At 71.1% G+C, this 22624-nt stretch carries 23 protein-coding genes and 1 pseudogene; 9 read left to right on the forward strand and 15 right to left on the reverse strand.

The window, feature by feature from the left end; all coding sequences use genetic code 11:
- Positions 1-91: 91 nt before the first annotated feature.
- A complete protein-coding gene (locus LNK82_RS25405; protein ID WP_170185177.1) occupies positions 92-988 on the forward strand; it encodes a ParA family protein in 897 nt (298 codons plus the stop codon).
- A complete protein-coding gene (locus LNK82_RS25410) occupies positions 985-1995 on the forward strand; it encodes a ParB/RepB/Spo0J family partition protein (RefSeq protein WP_230569494.1) in 1011 nt (336 codons plus the stop codon). Before LNK82_RS25405 ends, LNK82_RS25410 begins: the two co-directional genes overlap by 4 nt.
- Positions 1996-2302: 307 nt before the next feature.
- Here the strand turns inward: LNK82_RS25410 and LNK82_RS25415 are convergent, their stop codons facing one another.
- Positions 2303-3247: a D-alanine--D-alanine ligase family protein gene (locus LNK82_RS25415; protein WP_230569495.1), complete on the reverse strand. Its 945-nt coding sequence runs from the start codon at positions 3245-3247 to the stop codon at positions 2303-2305.
- 13 nt (positions 3248-3260) lie between these two features.
- Positions 3261-4553, reverse strand: coding sequence for an aminotransferase-like domain-containing protein (locus LNK82_RS25420; protein WP_230569496.1), 1293 nt, complete (start codon positions 4551-4553; stop codon positions 3261-3263).
- 169 nt (positions 4554-4722) lie between these two features.
- Between LNK82_RS25420 and LNK82_RS25425 the strand changes: the two genes are divergently transcribed.
- Together LNK82_RS25425 and LNK82_RS25430 are read left to right on the forward strand one after the other, a co-directional pair.
- Positions 4723-5361, forward strand: a complete 639-nt coding sequence (locus LNK82_RS25425; protein ID WP_230569497.1) for a GNAT family N-acetyltransferase — start codon at positions 4723-4725, stop codon at positions 5359-5361.
- Positions 5362-5430: 69 nt separating this feature from the next.
- Entirely contained in the window at positions 5431-6183 is a 753-nt protein-coding gene (locus LNK82_RS25430) for an ArsR/SmtB family transcription factor (protein ID WP_230569498.1), read from the forward strand.
- On the opposite strand, the gene LNK82_RS25435 is transcribed toward LNK82_RS25430, so the two are convergent.
- Complete coding sequence (locus LNK82_RS25435; RefSeq protein ID WP_230569499.1) at positions 6180-6599, reverse strand: hypothetical protein; 420 nt, start codon at positions 6597-6599, stop codon at positions 6180-6182. The two genes, LNK82_RS25430 and LNK82_RS25435, sit on opposite strands and share 4 nt — an antisense overlap.
- A 39-nt stretch (positions 6600-6638) precedes the next feature.
- Here LNK82_RS25435 and LNK82_RS25440 point away from each other — a divergent pair, with 39 nt between their 5' ends.
- Positions 6639-6863 (forward strand): hypothetical protein, encoded by a 225-nt coding sequence (locus LNK82_RS25440; RefSeq protein ID WP_230569500.1) that lies wholly within the window; start codon positions 6639-6641, stop codon positions 6861-6863.
- 49 nt (positions 6864-6912) lie between these two features.
- On the opposite strand, the gene LNK82_RS25445 is transcribed toward LNK82_RS25440, so the two are convergent.
- The 6 genes from LNK82_RS25445 to LNK82_RS25470 all read right to left on the reverse strand — a co-directional run bounded on the left by LNK82_RS25445 (position 6913) and on the right by LNK82_RS25470 (position 11535).
- A complete protein-coding gene (locus LNK82_RS25445; protein WP_230569501.1) occupies positions 6913-8055 on the reverse strand; it encodes an N-acetylmuramoyl-L-alanine amidase in 1143 nt (380 codons plus the stop codon).
- A 170-nt stretch (positions 8056-8225) separates the two neighbouring features.
- Positions 8226-8552, reverse strand: coding sequence for a thioredoxin (trxA, locus tag LNK82_RS25450; protein ID WP_230569502.1), 327 nt, complete (start codon positions 8550-8552; stop codon positions 8226-8228).
- A 28-nt stretch (positions 8553-8580) separates the two neighbouring features.
- Positions 8581-9579 (reverse strand): thioredoxin-disulfide reductase, encoded by a 999-nt coding sequence (gene trxB / locus LNK82_RS25455; RefSeq protein ID WP_230569503.1) that lies wholly within the window; start codon positions 9577-9579, stop codon positions 8581-8583.
- A 116-nt stretch (positions 9580-9695) separates the two neighbouring features.
- Positions 9696-10454 carry an RsmA family anti-sigma factor gene (locus LNK82_RS25460; protein WP_230569504.1) on the reverse strand — a complete coding sequence of 253 codons (759 nt, stop codon included), beginning with the start codon at positions 10452-10454 and terminating at the stop codon, positions 9696-9698.
- Positions 10451-11068 (reverse strand): RNA polymerase sigma factor SigM, encoded by a 618-nt coding sequence (sigM, locus tag LNK82_RS25465; protein ID WP_230569505.1) that lies wholly within the window; start codon positions 11066-11068, stop codon positions 10451-10453. The genes LNK82_RS25460 and sigM overlap by 4 nt, the downstream gene beginning before the upstream one ends.
- Positions 11069-11160: 92 nt before the next feature.
- Positions 11161-11535: a VOC family protein gene (locus tag LNK82_RS25470; RefSeq protein WP_230569506.1), complete on the reverse strand. Its 375-nt coding sequence runs from the start codon at positions 11533-11535 to the stop codon at positions 11161-11163.
- 252 nt (positions 11536-11787) lie between these two features.
- Here LNK82_RS25470 and LNK82_RS25475 point away from each other — a divergent pair, with 252 nt between their 5' ends.
- Positions 11788-12426: a TetR/AcrR family transcriptional regulator gene (locus tag LNK82_RS25475; RefSeq protein ID WP_230569507.1), complete on the forward strand. Its 639-nt coding sequence runs from the start codon at positions 11788-11790 to the stop codon at positions 12424-12426.
- A 3-nt stretch (positions 12427-12429) separates the two neighbouring features.
- Here LNK82_RS25475 and LNK82_RS25480 read toward each other — a convergent pair whose 3' ends face one another.
- Genes LNK82_RS25480 through LNK82_RS25495 form a run of 4 tightly spaced genes read right to left on the reverse strand, consistent with a single transcriptional unit; the run spans position 12430 to position 18404 of the window.
- Positions 12430-13959 (reverse strand): protein kinase family protein, encoded by a 1530-nt coding sequence (locus LNK82_RS25480; RefSeq protein ID WP_230569508.1) that lies wholly within the window; start codon positions 13957-13959, stop codon positions 12430-12432.
- Positions 13960-13996: 37 nt separating this feature from the next.
- Positions 13997-15628 (reverse strand): murein biosynthesis integral membrane protein MurJ, encoded by a 1632-nt coding sequence (gene murJ / locus LNK82_RS25485; RefSeq protein WP_230569509.1) that lies wholly within the window; start codon positions 15626-15628, stop codon positions 13997-13999.
- The gene (locus LNK82_RS25490) at positions 15625-17889 is read right to left on the reverse strand and encodes a DUF6049 family protein (protein ID WP_230569510.1); all 2265 of its coding nucleotides are present in this window, start codon (positions 17887-17889) and stop codon (positions 15625-15627) included. The genes murJ and LNK82_RS25490 overlap by 4 nt, the downstream gene beginning before the upstream one ends.
- Positions 17886-18404 (reverse strand): NUDIX hydrolase, encoded by a 519-nt coding sequence (locus tag LNK82_RS25495; protein WP_123744843.1) that lies wholly within the window; start codon positions 18402-18404, stop codon positions 17886-17888. Before LNK82_RS25495 ends, LNK82_RS25490 begins: the two co-directional genes overlap by 4 nt.
- 117 nt (positions 18405-18521) lie before the next feature.
- On the opposite strand from LNK82_RS25495, the gene LNK82_RS25500 reads away from it, so the two are divergent.
- Positions 18522-19979, forward strand: coding sequence for a CCA tRNA nucleotidyltransferase (locus LNK82_RS25500; RefSeq protein ID WP_230569511.1), 1458 nt, complete (start codon positions 18522-18524; stop codon positions 19977-19979).
- Between the two features lie 96 nt (positions 19980-20075).
- Entirely contained in the window at positions 20076-20336 is a 261-nt protein-coding gene (locus LNK82_RS25505; protein ID WP_123744844.1) for a response regulator transcription factor, read from the forward strand.
- Positions 20337-20350: 14 nt separating this feature from the next.
- On the opposite strand, the gene LNK82_RS25510 is transcribed toward LNK82_RS25505, so the two are convergent.
- Positions 20351-21643 carry an MFS transporter gene (locus tag LNK82_RS25510; protein WP_230569512.1) on the reverse strand — a complete coding sequence of 431 codons (1293 nt, stop codon included), beginning with the start codon at positions 21641-21643 and terminating at the stop codon, positions 20351-20353.
- Between the two features lie 271 nt (positions 21644-21914).
- On the opposite strand from LNK82_RS25510, the gene LNK82_RS25515 reads away from it, so the two are divergent.
- Positions 21915-22496: a YqgE/AlgH family protein gene (locus LNK82_RS25515; protein ID WP_230569513.1), complete on the forward strand. Its 582-nt coding sequence runs from the start codon at positions 21915-21917 to the stop codon at positions 22494-22496.
- On the opposite strand, the pseudogene LNK82_RS25520 reads toward LNK82_RS25515, so the two are convergent.
- Positions 22493-22624: pseudogene (locus LNK82_RS25520) on the reverse strand (IS481 family transposase); the annotation flags it as partial. The gene LNK82_RS25515 and the pseudogene LNK82_RS25520 overlap by 4 nt on opposite strands.

Consider the following 22624-nt stretch of genomic DNA (forward strand, 5'->3'; position numbering starts at 1 on the left):
GGCCGGTGTTTCACGTGAAACCGAACCCGAAGGTGTGGTGGGCGCGGGTGAAGTGCTCCGTCCCGCATCCGAGTCGAACTTGGCAAACAACGTGGAACCGGCAGGAGACAGCACCGTGTGGACCCCCATCGCGGAAGAAGCGGCACGCGCCACCCGCGTCCTGCACCCCGACTCCCTCCAACTCCCCCGTCCGGACCGTCGCCGGGTCATGGTGGTCGCCAACCAGAAAGGTGGCGTCGGCAAGACCACGAGCACGGTGAACCTGGCCGCCGCGCTCGCCATCCACGGCCTCAAGGTGCTCGTCATCGACCTCGACCCGCAGGGCAACGCGAGCACGGCGCTGGCCGTCGAGCACCGCTCCGGCACGCCGTCGGTGTACGAGGTGCTGATCGGTGAGCTGTCCGTGGCCGAAGCGGCTCAGGTCAGCAACCAGTCCCCCAACCTGTACTGCGTGCCGGCCACGATCGACCTGGCGGGCGCGGAGATCGAGTTGGTCTCGATGGTCGCCCGGGAGTCGCGGCTGAAGGAGGCGCTGAGCCCCGAGGCGCTGGACTCCATCAAGCCGGACTACGTGTTCATCGACTGCCCGCCGTCGCTCGGCCTGCTGACCGTCAACGCGATGGTCGCCGCGCAGGAGGTGCTGATCCCGATCCAGTGCGAGTACTACGCGTTGGAGGGGTTGGGGCAGTTGCTGCGCAACATCGAGCTGGTGCAGGCACACCTGAACCCGACGCTCAACGTGTCCACGATCCTGCTGACGATGTACGACGGCCGCACGAAACTGGCCGACCAGGTGACCAGCGAGGTGCGCGGCCACTTCGGCGACACGGTCCTCAAAACGGTGATCCCGCGCAGCGTGAAGGTCTCCGAGGCACCAGGATTCGGTCAGACGGTGCTCACCTACGATCCCGGCTCACGGGGCGCGATGAGCTACCTCGACGCGGCACGGGAGATCGCCGAGTTCGGCGCGGAGATGGGGTCGGCATGACGGAACAGCGCAAGGGTGGCCTCGGCCGCGGGCTCGCGGCCCTGATCCCGAGCGGCCCACCGCCCGGCACACCGTCGCCGTCGCCGGCGCGGACGGGCTCCAACGGGTCGTCGAACGGGTTGTCCAACGGGGAGTCCACCCCTGCGCCCTCCCCCGGCCCGACCGGGGAGGTGGCCGGCGCGGTGTACCAGGAGCTGCCGGTCACGGCTATTCGAACGAACCCGAAGCAGCCGCGGCAGGTGTTCGACGAAGAGGCGCTGCGGGAGCTGGAGCACTCGATCCGCGAGTTCGGGCTGATGCAGCCCATCGTGGTGCGGGCGATCGGGCCGGACCACTACGAGCTCGTCATGGGCGAGCGGCGGTGGCGGGCGACCCAGCTGGCGGGGTTGAAGACGATCCCGGCGATCGTCCGGCACACGGCCGACGACGTGATGCTGCGTGACGCGCTGCTGGAGAACATCCACCGCGTGCAGCTGAACCCGTTGGAAGAGGCGTCCGCCTACCAGCAGCTGCTGGAGGAGTTCGGGGTGACGCACGAGGAGCTGGCCGACCGGATCGGCCGCAGCCGGCCCGTGGTGACGAACACGATCCGCCTGCTGAAGCTGCCGCTGCCGGTGCAGCGGCGGGTGGCGGCCGGGGTGTTGTCCGCAGGGCACGCCCGGGCGTTGCTGGGGGTCGAGGATCCCGGGGTGCAGGAGGAGCTGGCCGCTCGGATCGTCGCCGAGGGCATGTCGGTCCGGGCGACCGAGGAAGCGGTGACGCTGGCCAAGGGCGCGGAGCCGGCCAAGGCGAAGGCCGTGCGGCGGAAGCCGATGCAGGCGCCCGGGTTGCAGGAGTTGGCGGAGCGGTTGTCGGACAACTTCGACACTCGGGTGAAGGTCGAGTTGGGGCAGCGGAAGGGGCGGATCGTGGTGGAGTTCGGGTCCGTCGATGATCTGGAGCGGATCATTCAGCTCATGTCGCCGGAGGCTGGGCAGAGGGAGCGGTCGGGGCCTGGTCCGGTGTGACGGGTGCTGGGTGAGGCCGGTTGGTGGTCACTTCCGGCTCGGTGGTCAAGCCCGGCTCGATTTGACATGGGGCCCCTATGGCACCCGAACCCATGTCAAATCGGGCCTCGGTGGGGTGGTTGCGGGGCCGTTGTGGGTGTGTGGGGTTGGGGCTTCGGGTGGTTCTGGGGTTGGTTGGATCCTGGGTGGAAAACGGACAAATGGGATTCGTTTTTGGTGCAAGGGATCACCCAGGGGGCTTTTGTCACGGTGACGATGACGGCCCGTGTCCTGTTGGACACGGGCCGTCATCGTTAGGTGAGAGGGTCTAACGGGAAACTGCGCGTTCGATGAGGCCGGCGTAGATGTCGCCCAGGGACTGGCCGGCGGCTTCGACGGCCATCGGGAGGAGCGAGGTTTCCGTGAGGCCCGGTGAGACGTTGACTTCCAGGAAGTTGACGGTTCCGTCCGGCGCGACGATGGCGTCGGTTCGGGAGACGTCGCGCAGGCCCAGGAGGCGGTGGGCGGAGACGGCGAGTTCGCCGACTGCTCGGGCGGCCTTCTCGTCGAGGCGGGCCGGGGCGTGGAAGTCGGTCAGGCCGGCGGTGTAGCGGGCGGTGTAGTCGTAGACGCCGTTCTCCGGGACGATCTCCACCGGGGGGAGGGCGTAGGGGCCGTCCGGGCCGTCGACGACGGCGACCGCGACTTCGGTGCCTTCCACGAAGCGTTCGGCCAGGACGGTGTTGCCGTAGGCCAGGCAGCCGACCATGGCGGCCGGGAGTTCGGCGGCGTCGCGTACGACTTGGGCGCCCAGGGCCGAGCCGCCTTGGTCCGGCTTGAGCATCAGCGGCAGGCCGAGGCGGTCGACCATGGCGTCCAGGACCGGTTGGGCGCCGAGTTCGCGGAACGTGGCGTGCGGCAGCACGGCCCACTCCGGGGTGGCCAGGCCGGCGCGGGCCAGTTCGCCCTTCGCGGTCGGCTTGTCCCAGGCACGGCGGCAGGCGCGGGAGTCCGTGCCGACGAACGGGACGTTCATCAGCTCCAGGATGGTCTGCACGGAGCCGTTCTCGCCCTCGCCGCCGTGCAGCGCCACCACGACGGCGTCGGGACGGTGCTCCTTCAGCCGGGTGAGCAGGTTGCCGTCGGCGTCCCACTCCTCCACGACCAGGCCGGCCGAGCGCAGCGCGGCGGACAGCCTGCGACCGGATCGCAAGGACACCTCCCGCTCGTGCGAAAGGCCCCCGGACAGGACTGCGACCCAGCGGTTGGACAACGTGTGCTCCTGATCAAGCGGTGTCGGGCGAGGGGCTGTGCGGGCCGGAGACGGCGCGGCCCACGGTCGGGCCGAACGTCTCGTGCAGCTCGATCTCGTCCTTGATGACGTTCGCGAGCCGTCGCACGCCCTCGCGGATGCGTTCGGGCGTCGGGTAGCAGTACGAGATGCGCAACTGGCGGCTGCCGAGGCCGTCGGCGTAGAAGCCGGTGCCCGACGCGTACGCCACGCGTTGCGTGATGGCGCGGGGCAGCATGGCCTTGGTGTCGATGCCTTCGGGGACGGTCACCCAGACGTAGAAGCCGCCGTTCGGCTTGTTCCACGTGGAACCAAGCGGCATGTGCTGTTCGAGTGACGAGATCGCCGCGTCACGCCGTTCCCGGTAGGCCTCGCGGTAGGTCTTGATCTGACCCTGCCAGTCGTGCGTCTTCAGGTAGCGCGACACGATCAGCTGGTTCAGGGTCGGCGGGCAGAGGGTGGCCGACTCGGCGGCCAGGACGAGCTTCTCGCGGACGGCGTGCGGCGCCAGGACCCAGCCGACCCGGAGGCCGGCGGCGAAGGTCTTGGAGAACGAGCCCAGGTAGACGACGTTGTCCGGGTCGGTCGCGCGCAGGGCCGGGTACGTGACGCCGTCGAAGCCGAGCAGGCCGTACGGGTTGTCCTCGACCACGAGGATGCCGTGCGTGCGGCAGATGTCGAGCACCTCGGCACGGCGCTGGACGGCGAGCGTGACGCCGGCCGGGTTGTGGAAGTTGGGGATCGTGTAGAGGAACTTGATCCGGCGGCCGGAGCGCTCCACGGAGGCGATGGCCTCGCGCAGCGCCTCGGGCATGAGGCCGTCGGCGTCCATGCCCACGTGGACGACCTGGGCCTGGTATGCGGCGAAGGAGCCCAGGGCCCCCACGTAGGACGGGCCCTCGGCCAGCACGACGTCACCGGGGTCGCAGAAGATGCGGGTGACCATGTCGAGGCCCATCTGGGAGCCGACGGTCACCACGACGTCGTCCGGGTGGGCGTTGATGCCCTCCAGAGCCATCACGTCGCAGATCTGCTCACGCAGCTCGGGCACGCCGTGCGCGCTGCCGTACTGGAGCGCGACGAGCCCCTCCGTGGCCACGACGTCGGCCACTTCCGCGCTGAGGGACTCCAGCGGCAGTGCTGCCAGGTGCGGCATCCCTCCCGCCAGGGACACCACCTCAGGCCTGCTCGCCACCGCGAAGAGCGCCCGGATCTCCGATGCCGTCATGCCCGCCGTGCGCGCCGCGTACCGGCGCAGGTGGGGGTCGAGGCTTCTGGCTCCCTGCATCGGGGGCAATCCGGGTAGGTTCACGGGAAACTCCGTAGGTGGGGCGTTACCGGCGGGTTTGTTCCCGCCCGAGTGTAACGGCCGTCCCGTTCGGGGCATCTGTCTTCCGGGCGGGGGTCACATCCGCCTATCCTCGTGGGGGGATGTGTTCGGGGGCTTGGAGGTCGGGGTGTCGCGTCGTGTCGTTGGCGTCACCTTGGACAACCTGGAGCACCTCTCCAAGCACAGTCGGACCTGCGTCTTCTGGGAGCTCGCGCCCCACCTGAAGGAGCAGGCCGAGGAATTCGGGGACACCGAGTTCGAGAAGGAGGCCTGGGTCTCCAGCGTGCTGTTGGAGTGGGGTTCCTGCGGTCGGATCATCTACCTCGACGGGATTCCCGCCGGGTCCGTGTTCTACGCGCCTCCGGCGGCCGTGCCGAGGTCGTTGGCCTTCCCCACCTCCCCCGCCAGCCCCGACGCGGTGCTGATGACGGGGCTCGAGGTGCTGCCGGAGTTCCGCGGTGGCGGTCTCGGTCGGGTGCTCGTGCAGACGGTGGCCAAGGACCTCACGCGTCGCGGCGTGAAGGCGATCGAGGCGTTCGGCGACAACCGGCCGGAGGTCGACGGGCCGGGTTGCGTCACACCGACCGACTTCCTGCTGCAGGTCGGCTTCAAGACGGTGCGCCCCCACCCCCGGTGGCCGCGGTTGCGGCTGGAGCTGCGCAGCGCGTCGTCGTGGAAGGAAGACGTGGAGGCGGCGTTGGAGCGCCTGCTCAGCTCGGTGACGGTGTCCGCCGCGCCCGCGGAACCCAGTTTCAAGCCTGTGTGAAACCCGTAGTGACCTGCGGGTTCTTCGTCACGGATTGACATGCAGGTATTTGCCTGCATAACGTGCGGTGTGGACAAGGTGTTCAAGGCCCTGGCCGACGAGACCCGCCGCTACCTGCTGGACCGGCTGCACGAGGAGAACGGCCAGACCCTCGGCGAGCTGTGCGCCCGGCTGGGCATGACGAGGCAGTCCGTCACCCAGCACCTGGCCGTGCTGGAGGCCGCGAACCTGGTCAGCACCACCCGCCGTGGCCGGGAGAAGTTGCACTACCTCAACCCGGTGCCGCTGCACGAGGTGCAGGAACGGTGGATCGACAAGTTCGAACGGCCGCGGTTGCGGCTGCTCAGCGACGTGAAACGACGAGCGGAGGAACCGGTGAAGCCGGAGTTCGTGTACGTGACGTACATCGAGAGCACGCCTGAGCGGGTGTGGGAGGCCCTGACGGACGCGGACGTGACGGCGCAGTACTGGGGCCACCGCAACGTCTCGGACTGGCAGGTGGGCTCGGCGTGGGCGCACCGGCGCGTGGACGGCTCCGAGGTGGACGACGTGGTGGGCCAGGTCGTCGAGGCCGACCCGCCGCGCCTGCTGGTGACGACGTGGGCCGACCCGGCGGAGCCGGCCGTGACGTCGACGGTGGCGTTCCGCATCGACGCGTACGGCGAGATCGTGCGGCTGACCGTGACGCACAGCGGTCTGGCGGACGAAGCGGAGCGCGCGCAGGCGGCGTCCGGCTGGGCGGCCGTGCTGTCGAACCTGAAGTCGCTGCTGGAGACCGGGCACGTGCTGCCGGGCATCCCGTGGGAGATGCCCGCCCGCTAGAAGCGGTCGACGTCGCAGTTCTCCAGCGTGCCGGACTGCAGGAGGTCGAGCGCCTGCTCGCTGACGACGAACTGCCCCTGGTCGGTGACGCCGAGGTCGTCCACGCCCGCCTGACCGGTGACTTCCAGCCAGTGGAAGGTGGGCAGCTCCTTGCCCTCCAGCATCTCCTGCGCCTCGTCCGAGAGGGTCACCGTGGCGCGGCGGATGCGGAACGCGTCCAGGCCGCTGTCGACCAGCGTGTCGGCCAGGTCGTCGGTGACCAGGTAGACGGGGAACGCCTCGATCAGGTCGTCGCCGGCCCAGTCGGTGATCTCGTAGTGCACCGCTTCGATGCGCGGCGGGTGGGCCGCGGCGTCGATCACGGTTCCTTCGCCCAACAAGCCTGCGACCTCGGGTTCGAGGCGGTAGAACTCCATCGTGCTCCTCACCGGCGGGCCGGCCAATAAGATCGACTCGTGGACGTGGGTGTCGAGATCCAGGGCAAAGTACTCGCGATCATCGAGGGCTCGCGGGACTTCGTGAAGATTCGCACACTGCTCGACGGGTGGCAGGCCGAGGGCATCCCGGCCGAGCAGCTGGTCGACGAGCTGACCGACCTGATGCTGGACCTGCGCGCCCAGAACCGCGCGGACGACGAGGACGCCGTCGCCGAGGTGCTGGACGTGCTCACGGGCTGGTAGGCGCCCTCGGCCTCGGGGCCGGGTCGCCGGTCCGGTGAGGTGAGCGCCGTCAGCGGAGCTTGCCGGTGGCCACCTCGTGCCGCAGCAGGTCGTCCATGGTGAACGTGCCGGTCGGCTGGTCGTCCTTGCCCAGCAGGTACAGGCGCTTCACCGCGACCAGGATGCCCTCGGCGACCACGTCGCGGAACGACGGGTTGGCCAGCCGCTGCCGGTCGCCCGGGTTGGTCAGGTAGCCGACCTCGACGCGGACCGCCGTGCAGCGGGTCATCCGGAGCATGTCCCAGGTCTTCGGGTGCGTGCGGCAGTCGAGCATGCCGGTGCGCGCGACGATCTCCCGCTGGATGAACCCCGCCAGCGCCTCGCCGACCGTGGACGACGTGCCGTTGCCCGTCCCGAAGTGGAACGTCGCCACGCCGGACGCCAGGGGCGAGGAGTTGCGGTCGGTGTGCAGCGACAGGATCAGGTCGGCGCCCGCCTCGTTCGCGAACCGGGCCCGTTCACCCTCGTCCGGGTTGTGGTTCGGCCCACGCGTGAGCAGGGCCTCCATGCCGGTGGCGGCCATCTTGCCCTCGAGCAGCCTGGCCAGGTCGAGCATGACGTCGGCCTCGGACACGCCGTCGACCACGACACCGCGGTCCTCGCCGCCGTGACCGGGGTCGATGATGATGCGCTTGCCGGACAGCCTCGGCCCGGCCCGGCGGACCCGCTCCTGCTCGCGCAGGAACACCGGCCGGCCGCCGCGCACCTTGGGCTGCAGCTGGCGCAGCGCGCGGACCGTGTCGGGGCCGCACATGCCGTCGACGATCAAGCCGTAGTCGCGTTGGAAGCTCCGCAACGCGAGCTCCGTCTGCTGACCGAACTCGCCGTTGGCCCGGCCGGCGTCGTAACCCAGCTCCAGCAGGCGCTCCTGCAACGCGAACACGTCGTCACCGGTCACCGGCTGCGCCATGAGGAACGCGAGCGGGCGGTCACCGAGCCGGTACGTCGCGTCGCGCAGGGCGCGGTAGGTGGCGGGGCCGACGATGCCGTCGGTGATGAGACCCCGCTGCTGCTGGAACGCGCGCACCGCGTGCTCGACCGGCAGGTCGAACACCTGGGACGGCTGCGGATCGGACAGCAGACCGAGCTTCGTCAGCGTTGCCCTGACCTCGGCGACGTCCGGACCGAAATCCCCGCGGCGGAGTAGCAGCATGCACCCCTCGCTCACTAAGGCGTCGACATCCGTCGACGCGAACTTGACGACCTATTGTGCCTTGCTCGCGCCGATGCCACGGACGGGGCTACTGCGAGTGGTTGCGGGTCCACAAACGAGTGACCCGTCCGCCTCCTCTGAAGACGGACGGGTCACTGGTTCGGTTGCACTCAGAGGACGTCGGACAGGTCCTTGAGCAGCGCGGCCTTCGGCTTGGCGCCGACGATCTGCTTCACCGGCTTGCCGTTCTGGAACAGGATCATCGTCGGCACCGACATGATCTGGTAGTCCCGCGCGATCGACGGGTTGGCGTCGATGTCGAGCTTCGCGATGGTGATCTTCTCGGGGTTCTCGGCGGCGATCTCCTCGAGCACCGGCGCGACCATCTTGCACGGGCCGCACCAGGTCGCCCAGAAGTCGACCAAAACCGGCTTTTCGCTGGTCAGGACGTCATCGACGAACGTCTTGGCGGAGGTGACCACGGGGGTGCCTGCCATGTCGTGTTTCTCCCTCGGAAAGGTGGGTTCAGCTGGTCGAGACGGGCTCGCTGTAGCCACCGCCCACGTGCTCGGCGGTGACGGCGGCCTCCGTGGTCCCGTGTTCGGCGAGCCAGCGCTCCGCGTCGATCGCGGCGGCGCAGCCCGACCCGGCGGCGGTGATCGCCTGGCGGTAGGTGTGGTCGACGAGGTCGCCCGCGGCGAACACCCCGTCCACGTTCGTGTGAGTCGTGCGGCCGACGACCTGGACGTAGCCCTCGCCGTCCAGCTCGACCTGGCCCTTGACCAGTTCGCTGCGGGGGTCGTGGCCGATGGCGACGAAGAAGCCCGTGAACGGGTGCTCGGTCACCTCACCGGTGCGGGTGTCGCGGGTCTTCACACCGGACACCGTGCCGGCGTCCTGGCCCAGCACCTCGACGACCTCGGCGTTCAGCAGCCACTTGATCTTCTCGTTGCTCCGCGCGCGCTCCAGCATGATCTTGGAGGCGCGGAACTCCTCGCGGCGGTGGATGATCGTGACGGTCCGGGCGAACTTGGTGAGGAACGTCGCCTCCTCCATCGCCGAGTCGCCGCCGCCGATCACGGCGATGTCCTGGTCGCGGAAGAAGAAGCCGTCGCACGTGGCGCAGGCCGACACGCCGCGGCCGAGCAGCTCCTGCTCACCGGGAACGTGCAGGTAGCGCGCCGCGGCGCCCATGGCGAGGATCACCGAGCGGGCGGCGTACCGCTTGCCGTTCGCGGTGACGTACTTCACCGGGCCGTCGAGCTCGACCTGCTCGACGTCCTCCGCGCGCAGCTCGGCGCCGAAGCGCTTGGCCTGCTCGCGCATCTGCTCCATGAGGTCGGGGCCCATGATGCCGTCGCGGAAACCGGGGTAGTTCTCGACTTCGGTCGTGGTCATCAGCGCGCCGCCGTACTGCGAGCCCTCGAACACCAGCGGTTCGAGCTGGGCACGCGCCGCGTAGACCGCCGCGGTGTACCCGGCGGGCCCCGATCCCACGACGATCAGGTTCCGAACGTCCGACACCCTCGACCTCCGTTAGTCGCTCCCGGGCCCGGATCACCCGGCCCGGCACTTCGCACAACGGATCGTAGGGTGCGGTAATTCCGCACCGTCGAGGTGAGTTGGGCTACGCGGCCCCGCTACGGCTCGATCGTGCTGTTCGCCAGGACGCCGTCGGGGTTGTCCGGGCCGCAGGTCTGGGGGTCGACCACCACGATCCGGTACGCGCCCGGCGTGCCCGCGGGCAGGATCGCCATCACGGCCGGCTTGTCGTCCAACGTGATGGGGCTGACCCCGAGCGGCTTGCCCGCGGTGATGTTCGCCCCGCGCAGGCAGTCGGCCAGCTGCTCCTGGTTCTCCAGCGGTCCGTAGTTCTGCGCCTTGAGCACGTCGCCGAACACCGGGCCGAAGTTCTCGCCGCGCACGGCGGGCATCCGGTCGGTGCTGCCGGGCGGCACGGCGCTGCCCGTGACCGGCGCGTTCGTGGTCTTGTCCTCCTGCGCCACGTTGTCGCCGGCGGTGTTGTCCCGGGGGATCGCCACCACGGCGACGCCGACGGCGACCGCGGCCGCCGCGAGCAGCCCCGCGCCCCAGCCGAGGCGCTTGGCGCGACGGGCCTTGGCCTGCGCGAAGTCGACCACCGGCGCGACCGGGCGCGCCTCCTCGGCGAGGGCCGCGTCGATCCGCTCGGCCACGTGGCGCGGCATCGGGATGGGCGGCAGGTCCCGCAGGTCGTCGAGCGTCGCGTCGAGGGCGGCGAGGATCTCGCGGGCCTCGGGGTCGTTCTCGACCAGTGGCCGCAACTCGGCCTCGGTCCGCGGGTCCAGAGCCCCCGCGTGCAGATCAGCCAGCAGGTCGACGGACCACGGCGGCCCTGAACGCCGCGCATTGCCGGTCATCGTTCCTCCAACTGACGTCCCTGTTGCACCTGCACATCGTTCAGTGGGACGTTCGCATCTGCACTCTGGTTCCGGAGGTGTCCCAGAACTTTGGCGAGCTTGGCCCGCCCGCGGGCGCACCTCGACTTCACAGTGCCCTCCGCGATCCCCAGCAGCTGCGCCGTTTCGGCCACCGAGTAGCCCTCCACGTCGACCAGCACGATCGGGGCCCGCTGCTCCTCCGGCAGCTCGTTGAGGGCGGCCTGGACGACCAGGCGGGTCTCGCGCTCGGCCATCGCGTCCCGGGGCGCCACCGGCTCGCCGGGGCCGGCCTCGGGCAGGGGGACGGTCGGCCTGGTTTGTCGCCTGCGCATCCGGTCCAGGCAGGCGTTGACGACTATTCGGTGCAGCCAGGTCGTGACCTGGGACTCGGCCCGGAAGCTCGCGGCGGCGCGGAAGGCCGAGATGAACGCCTCCTGCAACGCGTCCGCGGCCTCTTCGGGGTCGCGCAGCGTGCGCAGCGCGACGGCCCACATGCGATCCCGGTGCCTGCGCACGAGTTCGGAGAAGGCGTGCGGGTCACCCGCGGCGTGCGCCGTGATGAGGTCTGCGTCCGAGCTGGCTGCGGCGGTCACGCCGGGAGCCTATCGGGCCTGGGCAACCCCGCTCCGATCACCTGTACGGGCGAGTGCCCGGGGCACCGGCACTCGCCCGCCGCGACCGCGCGTCACAACTTCACCCATTCGACGAGCTGGACGACGACGCCGTTCGGATCGGTCACCTGGAACAGGCGCTCACCCCACGGTTCCTCGCGCGGCGGCATGGTGATCCCGACGCCCGCCGCGCGGAGCCGGTCGTGCTCCGCGGCCAGGTCGGTGACCGTGAAGGCGACGATCAGCCCGGCGGCGTGCTGGTCGCGGAAGCCCTCGGGCAGCACCTCGGTGCCGCGGCGCAGCAGGACGAGGTCGACCGCGTCGTCGTGGGCCAGCGACGCGAACCCGTCGGCGGCCATCTGCCGGGTGTAGCCGAAGTGGGTGGTGAAGAAGTCGCTGGACGCGGTGACGTCGTCGACGTTCAGCGACAGCGTGGACTTGGTGATCAAGCGGGTCTCCTCGGTGTTCGTGCGTGGGTCAGTACGAGCGGCGACGCGGCACACCCTGTGCCCGCGTCGGCCTGGTCGGTTGCTGCTTGCCGCCGAACGGCTGGTGGTTGATCCGGACCGGGCGGCGGCCGTGGTGCTCTCGTCGCAAGGTGGCTCCTCCGTTGTGCTTGCTACGAGTGTAATTATAGTCCCGTAGTACAAAACGTCAAGCAGAAGTTTGCGCCCGACGTAAAAGTCTGCCAGGCTAGGCCCATGACCAGCACCAATACGGGCCTGCGCGAGCAGAAGAAGCAGGAGACCCGGCAGGCGATCTCCGACCACGCCACCCGGCTGTTCATCGAGCGGGGGTTCGAGGAGACGACCATCGCCGACATCGCCGACGCCGCGCGGGTGGCCAAGAAGACCGTCACCAACTACTTCGCGCGCAAGGAGGACCTGGCCCTCGACCAGCACGAGGAGTTCACCGCCGGCCTCGCCCGCACGGTCGTCGAACGCGCGGTCGGCGAGTCGGCGCTGGCGGCGCTGCGCACCGCGTTCCTGGAGGCCGCGGCCCGGCACGACCCGGTGATCGGGTTCTCCGGCTTGCCGTTCGCCCGGATGATCGTCGACAGCCCCACCCTCACCGCGCGCCTGCGCGAACTGCACGAGGCCCGCGAGGAGGCGCTGGCCACCGCTCTCGCCGAGGCCACCGGCGCCGAGCTCGACGACATCACGCCGAGGGCCGCCGCCACCCAACTGGGCGGCGCGAACCGGCTGCTGTTCGGTGAAGTGCTCCGGCTGACCGTCGAGGGGCACGACAACGACCACATCGCGGCCACCGTGGCGCGGTCCGCACGGCGCGTCTTCGACCTGCTGGAACCGGCGCTGGGCGACTACGCGACCCGCGCCTGAGGGCTACTGCGCGCGGGTGTAGACGAGTTCCGCGATCTCGGAGCGGTTGTTCTTGCCGCTGCCCGAGAGCTTCGTGATCCACACCAGCAGGTGCTGGGTCGGGTCGTGGTCGGTCAGCTGGATCTGGGTCTGCCCGGCCGACAGGGTCGCGGTCGCGATGACCTTCGTCTCCGGCAGCGGCGCGCCGGGTGCGCCCGCGACGCGGATCTCCACCACCGTGCCCTCGCTCGGCGACGTGATCGTCACCGACGACAGCTTCACCGGCTCGGCGAAGCCCGCCATCAGCCCGATGCCCGGCTTGAGCGCGGGGAACGGCTGGAAGTAGTTCTCCGTCTGCCACACCGTGGTCGGGTTGTTGTCGACCGCGCGGTTGGCCCGGTTGGCGTTGTCGGGCTGGTTGGTCGCGTCGTACACGCCGACGGACGCGGGCTGCACGGGACCGGCCGGCTGCGGTGCGGGCGGCGCGGGCTGGCCGCTCTGCCCCGGCGCGGTGGACTGGCCGATCACCACGGTCGGCCCGCCGCCGCCGGTCGGCTCGTCGCTGAAGAAGCTCACGATCTGCACGCCCAGCCAGACGACCACGGCCAGCGTCGCGACCGCGAGCACGGCCACGCTGATCATCAGCTTCCGCTTGTGGTCCTTGTCGCGGACCGGCCGTTGCGTGGTCCACACCGCGCCGTCGTCCGCCGCGTCCTCCTGCACCGGCTGGATCAGCGCGGTCTGCGCCTCGGACTGGGTGATCTGGTCGAGCACCTGGAGGATCGCGGCGCTGGTCCGGATGCCGCCGACGCTGGTGTCCTCCAGGCTGCGCACGGCGACCGACGACAGCTCGTGCGGCACGTACGGGTGCAGCGCGCTCGGCGCGAGCACGGAGCCGTCCGGACCCGTCGGCGCGACGGGCACGCCGTCCGGGCCGTTCGGCAGCGCCCACTTGCCGGTGAGCAGCAGGTACAGGATCGCGCCGAGGCCCTTGACGTCGTCACGGGCGATCGCGTCCGGCCGGGGTCCGGGGAACGCGAGCCGCAGCCTGCCGTCCGCCGTCACCCGGATGCGCTGCGGGTGGTCCGCGCCGAGCACGAGACCGGCGTGGTGCGCGCCCTCGATCGCCGCGCCCAGCGGCTCCAGCAGCCGCGTCGCGGCGCCGGCGGGCAGCGGGCCCTCGGCGATCAGGTCCAGCAGGTCGGTGCCCTGGGTCCACTCGGCCACGATCACGCCGAGGATGCCCTCGTCGGGCCTGATGCCGGCGCCGGGCGTCAACACGTCGATGACCCGGGACACGCCCGGGTGGGTGAAGCTGGCCGCGTGCATCGCGCGTTCGGCGGTCCGCTTGGCCCGCGCCGCGGCGGCGTGGTCGGCCGGGTCGCCGACCAGGACGGTCAGCGCCACGTCCCGGTTGAGCTGCCCGTCCCTGGCCCGCCACAGGTGCGCGTCGCACCGCCGGTCCACACCGGACCGGGCCAGCAGCCGGTACCGGCCGTCGCCGATCACCCCGCCGGGCACCAGCGAGGCGTTCTGGATCGGACCGCTGCTCACGGGGCCGAGGGTACGTGACCGCGCGGCGTCACAGGTGTCATCGCCGACCCACCAAACGACTGATCTTGGCGATCGCGGGTTTCACTTCGGGTACCCGGAACAGCGCCAGCAGCAGGAAGCTCAACGGCAGCCCGACGACCGTCTGGATCACCACTTCGACCCAGGCACCCGCCACGGGGGACTCGATTCCCACCACCCGGACGGCGAGCCAGGCGAGCCCGGTCGCTGCTCCGAACGCGATGGCGGACGCCACGACCGTGAGGCAGATCGTCCACGCTGTGTAACCGGTGCGCAGCCGACCGAGCCTCAGCCGCAGCCACAACTGCCCGACCAGGGCACCCACGACGAAGCTCAGCGACATCGCGATCGACACGCCGACCGCCAGCTTGTCCGGCGGCGAGATCGCCAGGAACCCGTACAGCAGCCCGATCCGCACCACGACGATGATCCCCTGGATGATCGTCGGCGTCCGGGCGTCCTTCAACGCGTAGAAGACCCGCAGCTGCAGCAACGTGATCGCGTACGGCACCAGCCCGAACGCGGACAGCGCGAGCGCCGTGCCGATCGCCTCGCCACCACCGACGCCGGACCGGCCGTGCGCGAACAGGGCCAGGCCGATCGACACGCCGGACACCGTCATCAACGCGCTGAACGGCATCAGCAGGATCGACGACATCCGGTTGCCGAAGGCCAGGTCGCCGACCAGCGCGCCGGTGTCGTGCGCCGCCGCCGCGCGGCTCATCTTCGGCATCAACGCGGTCAGCAGCGACACGCCGAGCACCCCGTAGGGCACCTGGGCGATCAACCACTGCATGTTGTAGACCGTGATGGCGCCGTCGTGGTGCGTGGCGACCTTCGTCAGCACCACCATGCTGGCGAAGCCGAGCGCCACGTACAGCAGCACCCAGAACGCCAGCCCGCCGAACTCCGACAGCCGCCGGTCCCAGCCCCACCGCCACCGGAACCGGAACCCGGTCCGGCGCAGCGCGGGCACCAGCACCGACGCCTGCAGCGCCACGCCGAGCATCGTGCCCAGGCCCAGGACCAGCAGCTTCGGCTCGCCCATCCGCACCGGGTCCAGCGAGATCTCGCCCGGCATCAGCCAGTAGACGACCAGCGTCAGGATCACCACGAGGTTGTTCAGCACCGGCGCCCACGTGGGCAGGCCGAACACGTGCCGGGTGTTGAGCACCGCGCCGATCAGCGCGGACAGCCCGTAGAACACGATGCCCGGCAGCACCAGGTACGCGAACGCGGTGACCAGCTCCGGCTTGGCCGTGGGCGAGTCGATGAACAGCGCGGTCAGCAGCGGCGCGCAGGCGACCGCGATGATCGTGCCGACGCCGAGGATCACCGCAGACATGGTGATCATCCACTGCGCGTAGGACTCGCCGCGGTCGCCGTCCTCCTTCTCGGCGCGCACCAGCAGCGGGATCGCCACGCTGGTCAGCACGCCGCCGAGCAGCAGCTCGTTGATCATCGTGGGCAGCGTGGTGGCGACCTGGTAGGAGTCGTTGAGCGCGTCGACGCCGAGGATCGTGATCAGCAGCAGCTTGGACAGCAGTCCGGAGGCGCGGCTGACGATCGTGGCGATGGCCATCGAGCCGCCGGCGCGCGCCAGCGACGGGCCCTGCGGCTGCTCCTGCGTCACCGTGGTTGTTCCGCTCAACTCGTGCTCGACCTCTCCGGCGGCGTGACCCCACTCGCGTCGTTCGGCACCTGCGCGGAGGCGGCCCGGGCGGCGCGCACCCGACGGTAGATGCGCCTGGCGGACAGCAGCACCAGCGCGGCGCCCGCCAGGCCCGTGATGACGACCGTGATCGTCCCGTACGCCGAGGACGACACCTCGAGCCGAGCCCGTTCGCCCAGCTCGACGCCACTGGTGGTGACCAGGCGGATGTGCACCGGGAACCGCCCGGACCGCTGCACCTCCACCGGCACCCGCACCAGCCGGTCGCCGCGCGCGGGCAGCTCGATGTCGGTCAGGTCCCTGGCCACGATGCCCGGCGTGTCCTCGATCACGATCCGCACGGTGACCCGCACGTCGAGCCGGTTCTTGATGGACAGCGGGATGGGGCTGTCGCCCGAGCCGAGCAGGATCGGGCTGTTCGGCTCGGTCACCGTGACCTGGCCGCGCAACCCGTCGATCTGCTGAACGCCGGTCGCCAGCGCGGCCCGCGCGCCGTCCTCGTTGCCGCGCCACGCGCCCGACACCGCGCGCAGCAGCGCCAACCGCAGCGGGTCGATCAGGTCGCCCGGCTCGGCGGACGCCGCGTCCGGTTGGCTCATCGACTCCGACAGCTGGTGCAACCGGGCCCACGACTCGGCCACCGAGGCGGTCACGGACGGCGGCACCTCGCGGGCCCCGGCCTCGACCGGGTAGCTCAGCGCGGCCGTCTGCTCGGGCGGCGCCGCCAGCAGGGTCTCCAGGCCGACGGGGGTCGCGAACCCGTCCGCGACCAGGGACTTCGCCGTGCGCAGCAGCGTGTCGACCTCGCCGGTCGGCGCGTTCCACCGGCGTGGCGGCGCGATGACCACGTTCTGGCCGGTGCTCTGGAACCCGGCCCGGAACGTGAGCGCGGCCAGCGCGTTCTGCACCGACACCGGCCGGGTCTCGCTGGGCGTGGTCACGCCCGCGACCGGCTTGGCCGTCGCCGCGCCGTTCAGCGCGTCGGACACCATGCCGTCGACGCGCACCGCCGTGACCGGCTTGCCCTCGGCCACGTCGAACCGGACCGGTCCGGTGCCGGGGGTGCCGGCGACGGCCGACTGGTCGAGCACCAGGGACGTGACGCCCCGAGCGGTCAGGTCCGACAGCGTCGGCTGGTCGAGCACGCCGTCCTCGGGCCAGGTCAGGCCCTGCGTGGGCTGTACGCCGAGGACGTCGCGGACCACCTCGGCGCCGTTGAGCGCGAGGTCGGTGAGGCCGGTGAGCTGGGCGCGGGACAGCGCGACGAGGTCGGCGTCGGCGTCGGGCAGCGCGATCACGCACCGGCCGGCGACCAGCAGGCGCAACCGGTCGCGCCACAGCTCGGCCGCGCTCTTGCCCTTGCCCGCGCCCTGGCCGCGCACCTCGTAGCCCTGGGTCATCGCCTCGACCGTGCGCAGCAGGTCGGGGTCGACGGCCAGGCACACGCCGGTGCCCAGCGGGCCGGTCAGCGCCGACTCGTAGGCCATGAGCAGGCCGTAGAGCCTGCCGCCCATGGCCAGCGAACCCGCCAGCTCGTCGTCGGTGAGCACGGTCGGGGTGGCGGTGACGACGCGCGGCCGGTCGGCCAGCGGCCACAGCAGGGTGAGCTTGGCGGGGTTCGCCGGCGGGGACGGCGCCTGCCCGCCGGGCATCGCGAGCACCGGCAGCAGGGTGCTCAGCGCGGCCAGCCGGGCCCGGCCGCCGTAGGCCGGGACGCCGTTGATGTTCGCCAGGACCGGGTAGATGCCGGGTTCGGTGATGCGCAGCGAGGTCGGGTCCGTGCCGCGCAGGGGCACGGTGAGCCGGAACGGCTTCGACTCGTTCTGCTCGAGGCGGTCGGTGACGGGGGTGAAGTTCGGCTGGACGAACTCGGCGTCGGTCGGCTGGCGCAGCGCCTCGCGGACCTCGTCCTCGCCGGTCAGCGGCCGGCCGCGTTCCAGGCGCAGCTCGATGTCCTCGATCGGCCGGTCGCCGACGTTGACCACCTTGCCGGAGATCGTGATCGAGTCCGGCCCGTCCGCGGTGATCACGCGGGGGGTCATCTCCTCGACGTCCAGGCGCAGCCACACCTGCGACTGCTGGCCCGGTTGGCTGGACAGCGCCATGGTCGCCCACACCTGCGTCGCGGGCGCCGGCCGGACGGGCAGCCGCCCGCTGTCGGCGGGCGCGGCGGGCGCCGCGGACGCCGTCGTCACGAGGAGGACCCCCGCCGCCGCTAGTGCGGGCAGCAGCCGTTTCACGCGGACTCCGCTCCGTCCGTCTGGTACTCGGAGAGCAGTTCGGCGGCTCGGCGCACGAGTCGACGCTCGTCCGCGTAGGCGAGCCGGTCGTCCAGCTCGCCAAGGGGCACCCACGCCACCTCGGTGACCTCCACGTCTTCGTCGGAAAGCTCGCCGCCCAGCGCTTCCAGGAGGAAGTGGTGGACGGTCTTGTGCACCCGCCGGTCCTCGGCGACGAACCAGTAGTCGATCGAGCCGAGCGGGCGCAGGACCTTGCTATGAATACCGGTCTCCTCGGCGACCTCGCGCACCGCGGTCTGTTCCGCGGTCTCACCGGCCTCGATGTGACCCTTCGGCAACGACCACAGCAGCCGGCCCCGCCGGTCGAGCCGCCCGATGATCGCGGCGACGTGCTGCTCGAAGTCCAGCACCAGCCCTCCCGCCGAGGTCTCGTCGACGGTCTTCAGCCGCCGACCCCGACGCCGGTTCCGGCGCCTCGGCTTGGGACCGCCGGAGCGACCGGACGACTGGGGCATGCCCTGATGGTAGTGGCGACCAGCGGGTACCGGACGTGACCGCCCGGTGGCGGGTGGTGATCGACAGCCGTGCAACCCGGTCGAGCCGGACCCCGCCGACCAGTAGGCTGGCTCCTCGTGTCCGGACCCATCGCCTCCACCACCACTTCTCCTGGGCAGGACAATGCCGTGGTGGAACTGCTGAGCTCGCTCCCCGTCGCCGACGACCTGGCCGCCCGCTTCGCCGCGGCCGGCCATCGCCTGTACCTGGTGGGCGGCAGCGTGCGGGACGCCGTGCTCGGCCGGCTGTCCGGCGACCTCGACTTCACCACCGACGCCCGGCCGCCGCAGATCATGGCGCTGCTCAAGGGCTGGGCGGACGCGATCTGGGACACCGGCATCGCGTTCGGCACGGTCGGCGCGACCAAGCACGGGCAGACCGTCGAGGTCACCACGTTCCGCGCCGACACCTACGACGGCGTCACCCGCAACCCCGAGGTGACCTTCGGCGACAGCATCGAGGGCGACCTGGTGCGCCGGGACTTCACCGTCAACGCGATGGCCTACGACGTGGTGAACCGGCAGCTCATCGACCCGACCGGCGGCCGCGAGGCGCTGCGGGCCAAGACCCTGGACACCCCCGCGACGCCCCAGGAGTCGTTCTCCGACGACCCGCTGCGGATGCTGCGCGCGGCCCGGTTCGTGTCCCAGCTGGGCTTCACCGTCGCGCCACGCGTGCTCGACGCGATGGCGGCCATGGCGGGCGAGCTGACCCGCATCACCGCCGAACGCGTCCAGGTCGAGGTGTCCAAGCTGCTCACGGGCGCGCACCCGCGGGCGGGCGTCGAGCTGATGGTCGAGGCGAAGCTCGCCGACGTGGTGCTGCCCGAGCTGCCCGCGATGAAGCTGGAGATCGACGAGCACCACCAGCACAAGGACGTGTTCCACCACTCGCTGGTCGTGCTCGACCAGGCCGTCGACCTGGAGGACGGCCCGGAGCCGGACCTCGTGCTGCGGCTGGCCGCGTTGCTGCACGACATCGGCAAGCCGGACACCCGGCGGTTCGAGGAGGGTGGCGGGGTGTCGTTCCACCACCACGAGGTGGTCGGCGCGAAGATGGTCCGCAAGCGTTTGCGCGCCCTGAAGTACTCGAAGGAGATCGTCGAGGACGTCGCCCAGCTCGTGTACCTCCACCTGCGGTTCCACGGCTACGGCAGCGGCGAGTGGACCGACTCGGCGGTGCGCCGGTACGTCACCGACGCCGAGCACCTGCTCCCCCGCCTGCACAAGCTGGTCCGCGCCGACTGCACCACGCGCAACCGGCGCAAGGCCAACGCGCTGCAGCGGACGTACGACGACCTGGAGCGCCGCATCGAGCGGATCGCCGCCGAGGAGGACCTCAAGCGGGTCCGGCCGGACCTCGACGGCAACGAGATCATGCGGCTGCTGGGCCTGCCGCCGGGGCCGGTGGTCGGCAAGGCGTGGAAGTTCCTCAAGGAGCTGCGCCTGGACCGCGGCCCGCTGGAGCACGACGAGGCGGTCGCGGAGCTGCTCGAGTGGGCGCGCGCGGAGGGCGTCCAGCCCCCTGGTGACTGACACCAAGTGACCAATCTCGGACTTGGCCTTGGCCAGTGACAGCCTGTTGCGGGACCATGACTGTGTGCGTCAGACGCGCACTGGGGGTGGTGTCGTATGAACGCTTGGGGATTGTCCGAGGGGGGCACCCGGGCACAACAGGGGTTGGACGAGCTCTCCGACCGGCAGCGGGCCGTGCTCCGCTGCCTGGCCAGGGGGCTCGCGGACCACGAGATAGCGCGGGTGCTGGCGCTGAGCCAGCACCAGGTGGGGGCGGTGGTGTCGGAGATCCTTCGCGCGTTGAACCTGCGTGATCGGATGGCGGCGGTGGTCTACGCCCACGAGACGGGGATCATCAGATTGCCCCTGCCGCGGTGACGCGGTAGAGGCACTCACGCACGGCGCTTGACCAGCAACAAGTAACCGAGCAGGCCGAGCAGGTAAGCCACCGTCGCGGCGATCACGAGGCCCGGCGACCGACCGTCCAGGGGCACGACGGCCGCCGCGGCGGTGACTGCTGCCACCTGCGTGGCGTTGAACAACGTGTCGTACAGGGCGAACACCCGGCCGCGGACCTCGTCGCCGATGTCGCCCTGCACGGCCGCGTCCACGCAGAGCTTGACCACCTGGCCCGCGAACGTGAGCACGAACGACGCGGCCAGGATGGTCGGCAGCAGCATGGGCAGGCCGAGGCCGAGCTGGGTGGCTGCGGCCAGCACGAGCGCGCCGCAGACCGTGCCGCGCCGGCCGAGCACGTCCACCAGCCGGTCGGTCACGAGTCCCGCCAGCAGGATGCCCGCGCCACCGGCCACGGCGACCTCGCCGAGCCCCGCCATGCCCGCCTTGAGCGGGCCGTGGTCGGTGAACGAGTTGCGCATCAGCAGCAGCGTGAGCAGCAGCGACGCGCCGAACGCGAGCCGGTGCGCGAGCAGCGCCACGAGGGCGGCGGCGACGCTGGGCGCCCGCCACGCGGCCCGTGCGCCGTCCAGCAGGCCCAGGGCGACCGCGGTGACCGTCCGGCTGGGCTCGTCCACCTCGTCGGGTCCGAGCGCGCCACGCGCGAAGCGGGAGGCCAGGAAGGCGGCGCCGAGCGAGCCCGCGACGGCGAACGTCGTGGTCCACGCCGAGCCGCCGTCACCGGAGCCGAGCACCGACCGCAACCCCACCGCGCAGCCCGCACCGAGCACCGCGGTCAACGCGCCCAGGGTGGTGACGAACGCGTTCGCCTCCACTAGGTGGTCGCCGTCCACCACGTGCGGCAGGGACGCGGACAGGCCGGAGCCGACGAACCGGCTCACCCCCGTGACGAACAGCGCCGAGGCGTACAGCGGCACGCCGGCGAGCCCGAGCCCGACGGCCGCCGCGGTGAGCAGGATGAACACGGCACGGGTGAGGTTCGCCACGACCAGCACCCGGCGGCGGTCCCACCGGTCGAGCAGGGCGCCCGCGAACGGGCCAACGACCGAGTACGGGAGCAGCAGCACGGCGAACCCGGCCGCGACGGCGAGCGGGTCGGCGTGGCGCTCGGGGTTGAACAGCACCGCGCCGGCGAGGCCCGCCTGGAAGAGGCCGTCGCCCCACTGGGCGGCCAGCCGCGAGGCCAGCAACCTGCGGAAGTCCGCCAGCGCGAGGAGTCTCCGGACACCGAGGTGGTGCTTCGCCGCGGTGGTGCCGGCAGTGGTCACGGTGGTGAGCCTATGCCTCCGGACCTCCGAACCACGAAGGCCGGACCCGCGTGGGGTCCGGCCTCCCTGGCGCCAGGCGCCCGGTCGCCTCTCGGCGGGTGGCACTACGCGGCTCCAGCCGGACGGTATTCCGCGTAGGCGTTTCAGTGGGCCCGGGGGACTCGATGGCGCCTGACGTCCACTACAACGAACACGGTAACCCGGATGTTCCGCCGACCGCGTCCGCGCGGTGTGCGCTGCGTCGCCTGGCCCGCGGTCGTCGTCTGGGATCATGCGTGGTGTGCGCCCTGATGCCGACGTCGAACCGGGTTCTCTGCTGGTCGCGGCACCGACTCTGATCGACCCCAACTTCCGCCGGACGGTGGTCTACGTGATCGACCACCGGGACGAGGGCAGCCTCGGCGTGGTGCTGAACCGCCCGAGCGAGGTCGCCGTCCACGACGTGCTGCCCGCCTGGGGACCGCACGTGAGCAGGCCGCAGGCCGTCTACATCGGCGGGCCGGTGGAGCAGAAGACGGCGCTGTGCCTGGCCGCGCTGCGCACCGGCGAGGACCTGGCATCACTCGACGGTGTGGTCGGCGTGCACGGACCGGTGGCGCTGGTCGACCTGGACGCCGACCCTGACGTGCTGGTGGCGAAGGTGCGCGGGATGCGCGTGTTCGCCGGCTACTCCGGCTGGGGCGAGGGCCAGCTGGGCAACGAGGTCGCGCGCGGCGACTGGATCGTCGTGAAGGGCCTGCCCGACGACGTGCTCACGCCGCCGAACGTCGACCTGTGGGGACGGGTGCTGCGCCGTCAGGGCATGCCGACGGCGCTGATGGCGACGTTCCCGACGGACATCCGCCGCAACTAGTTGTATGAGGCCATGACGTTGGTGACGCCGGTGTGGAGCCGTGTGGCTGGTGGTCGGTTTCCGGCGGCGGTGTGGGGGCGATGGTAGTTGTAGTGCACGTTCCAGATCGTCAGGGCGTCGGTGCGTTG

Source organism: Saccharothrix luteola, assembly GCF_020859565.1.
Lineage (GTDB): Bacteria > Actinomycetota > Actinomycetes > Mycobacteriales > Pseudonocardiaceae > Actinosynnema > Actinosynnema luteola.

What these genes read in the sequence shown, in the direction of transcription:
- LNK82_RS25410 (WP_230569494.1), top strand. Translation starts at nt 985, where the DNA reads ATGACGGAACAGCGCAAGGGTGGCCTCGGCCGCGGGCTCGCGGCCCTG.
- LNK82_RS25420 (WP_230569496.1), bottom strand. Translation starts at nt 4,553, where the DNA reads ATGCAGGGAGCCAGAAGCCTCGACCCCCACCTGCGCCGGTACGCGGCG.
- LNK82_RS25435 (WP_230569499.1), bottom strand. Translation starts at nt 6,599, where the DNA reads ATGGAGTTCTACCGCCTCGAACCCGAGGTCGCAGGCTTGTTGGGCGAA.
- LNK82_RS25445 (WP_230569501.1), bottom strand. Translation starts at nt 8,055, where the DNA reads ATGCTGCTACTCCGCCGCGGGGATTTCGGTCCGGACGTCGCCGAGGTC.
- trxA (WP_230569502.1), bottom strand. Translation starts at nt 8,552, where the DNA reads ATGGCAGGCACCCCCGTGGTCACCTCCGCCAAGACGTTCGTCGATGAC.
- LNK82_RS25460 (WP_230569504.1), bottom strand. Translation starts at nt 10,454, where the DNA reads ATGACCGGCAATGCGCGGCGTTCAGGGCCGCCGTGGTCCGTCGACCTG.
- LNK82_RS25475 (WP_230569507.1), top strand. Translation starts at nt 11,788, where the DNA reads ATGACCAGCACCAATACGGGCCTGCGCGAGCAGAAGAAGCAGGAGACC.
- LNK82_RS25495 (WP_123744843.1), bottom strand. Translation starts at nt 18,404, where the DNA reads ATGCCCCAGTCGTCCGGTCGCTCCGGCGGTCCCAAGCCGAGGCGCCGG.
- LNK82_RS25505 (WP_123744844.1), top strand. Translation starts at nt 20,076, where the DNA reads ATGAACGCTTGGGGATTGTCCGAGGGGGGCACCCGGGCACAACAGGGG.
- LNK82_RS25515 (WP_230569513.1), top strand. Translation starts at nt 21,915, where the DNA reads ATGCGTGGTGTGCGCCCTGATGCCGACGTCGAACCGGGTTCTCTGCTG.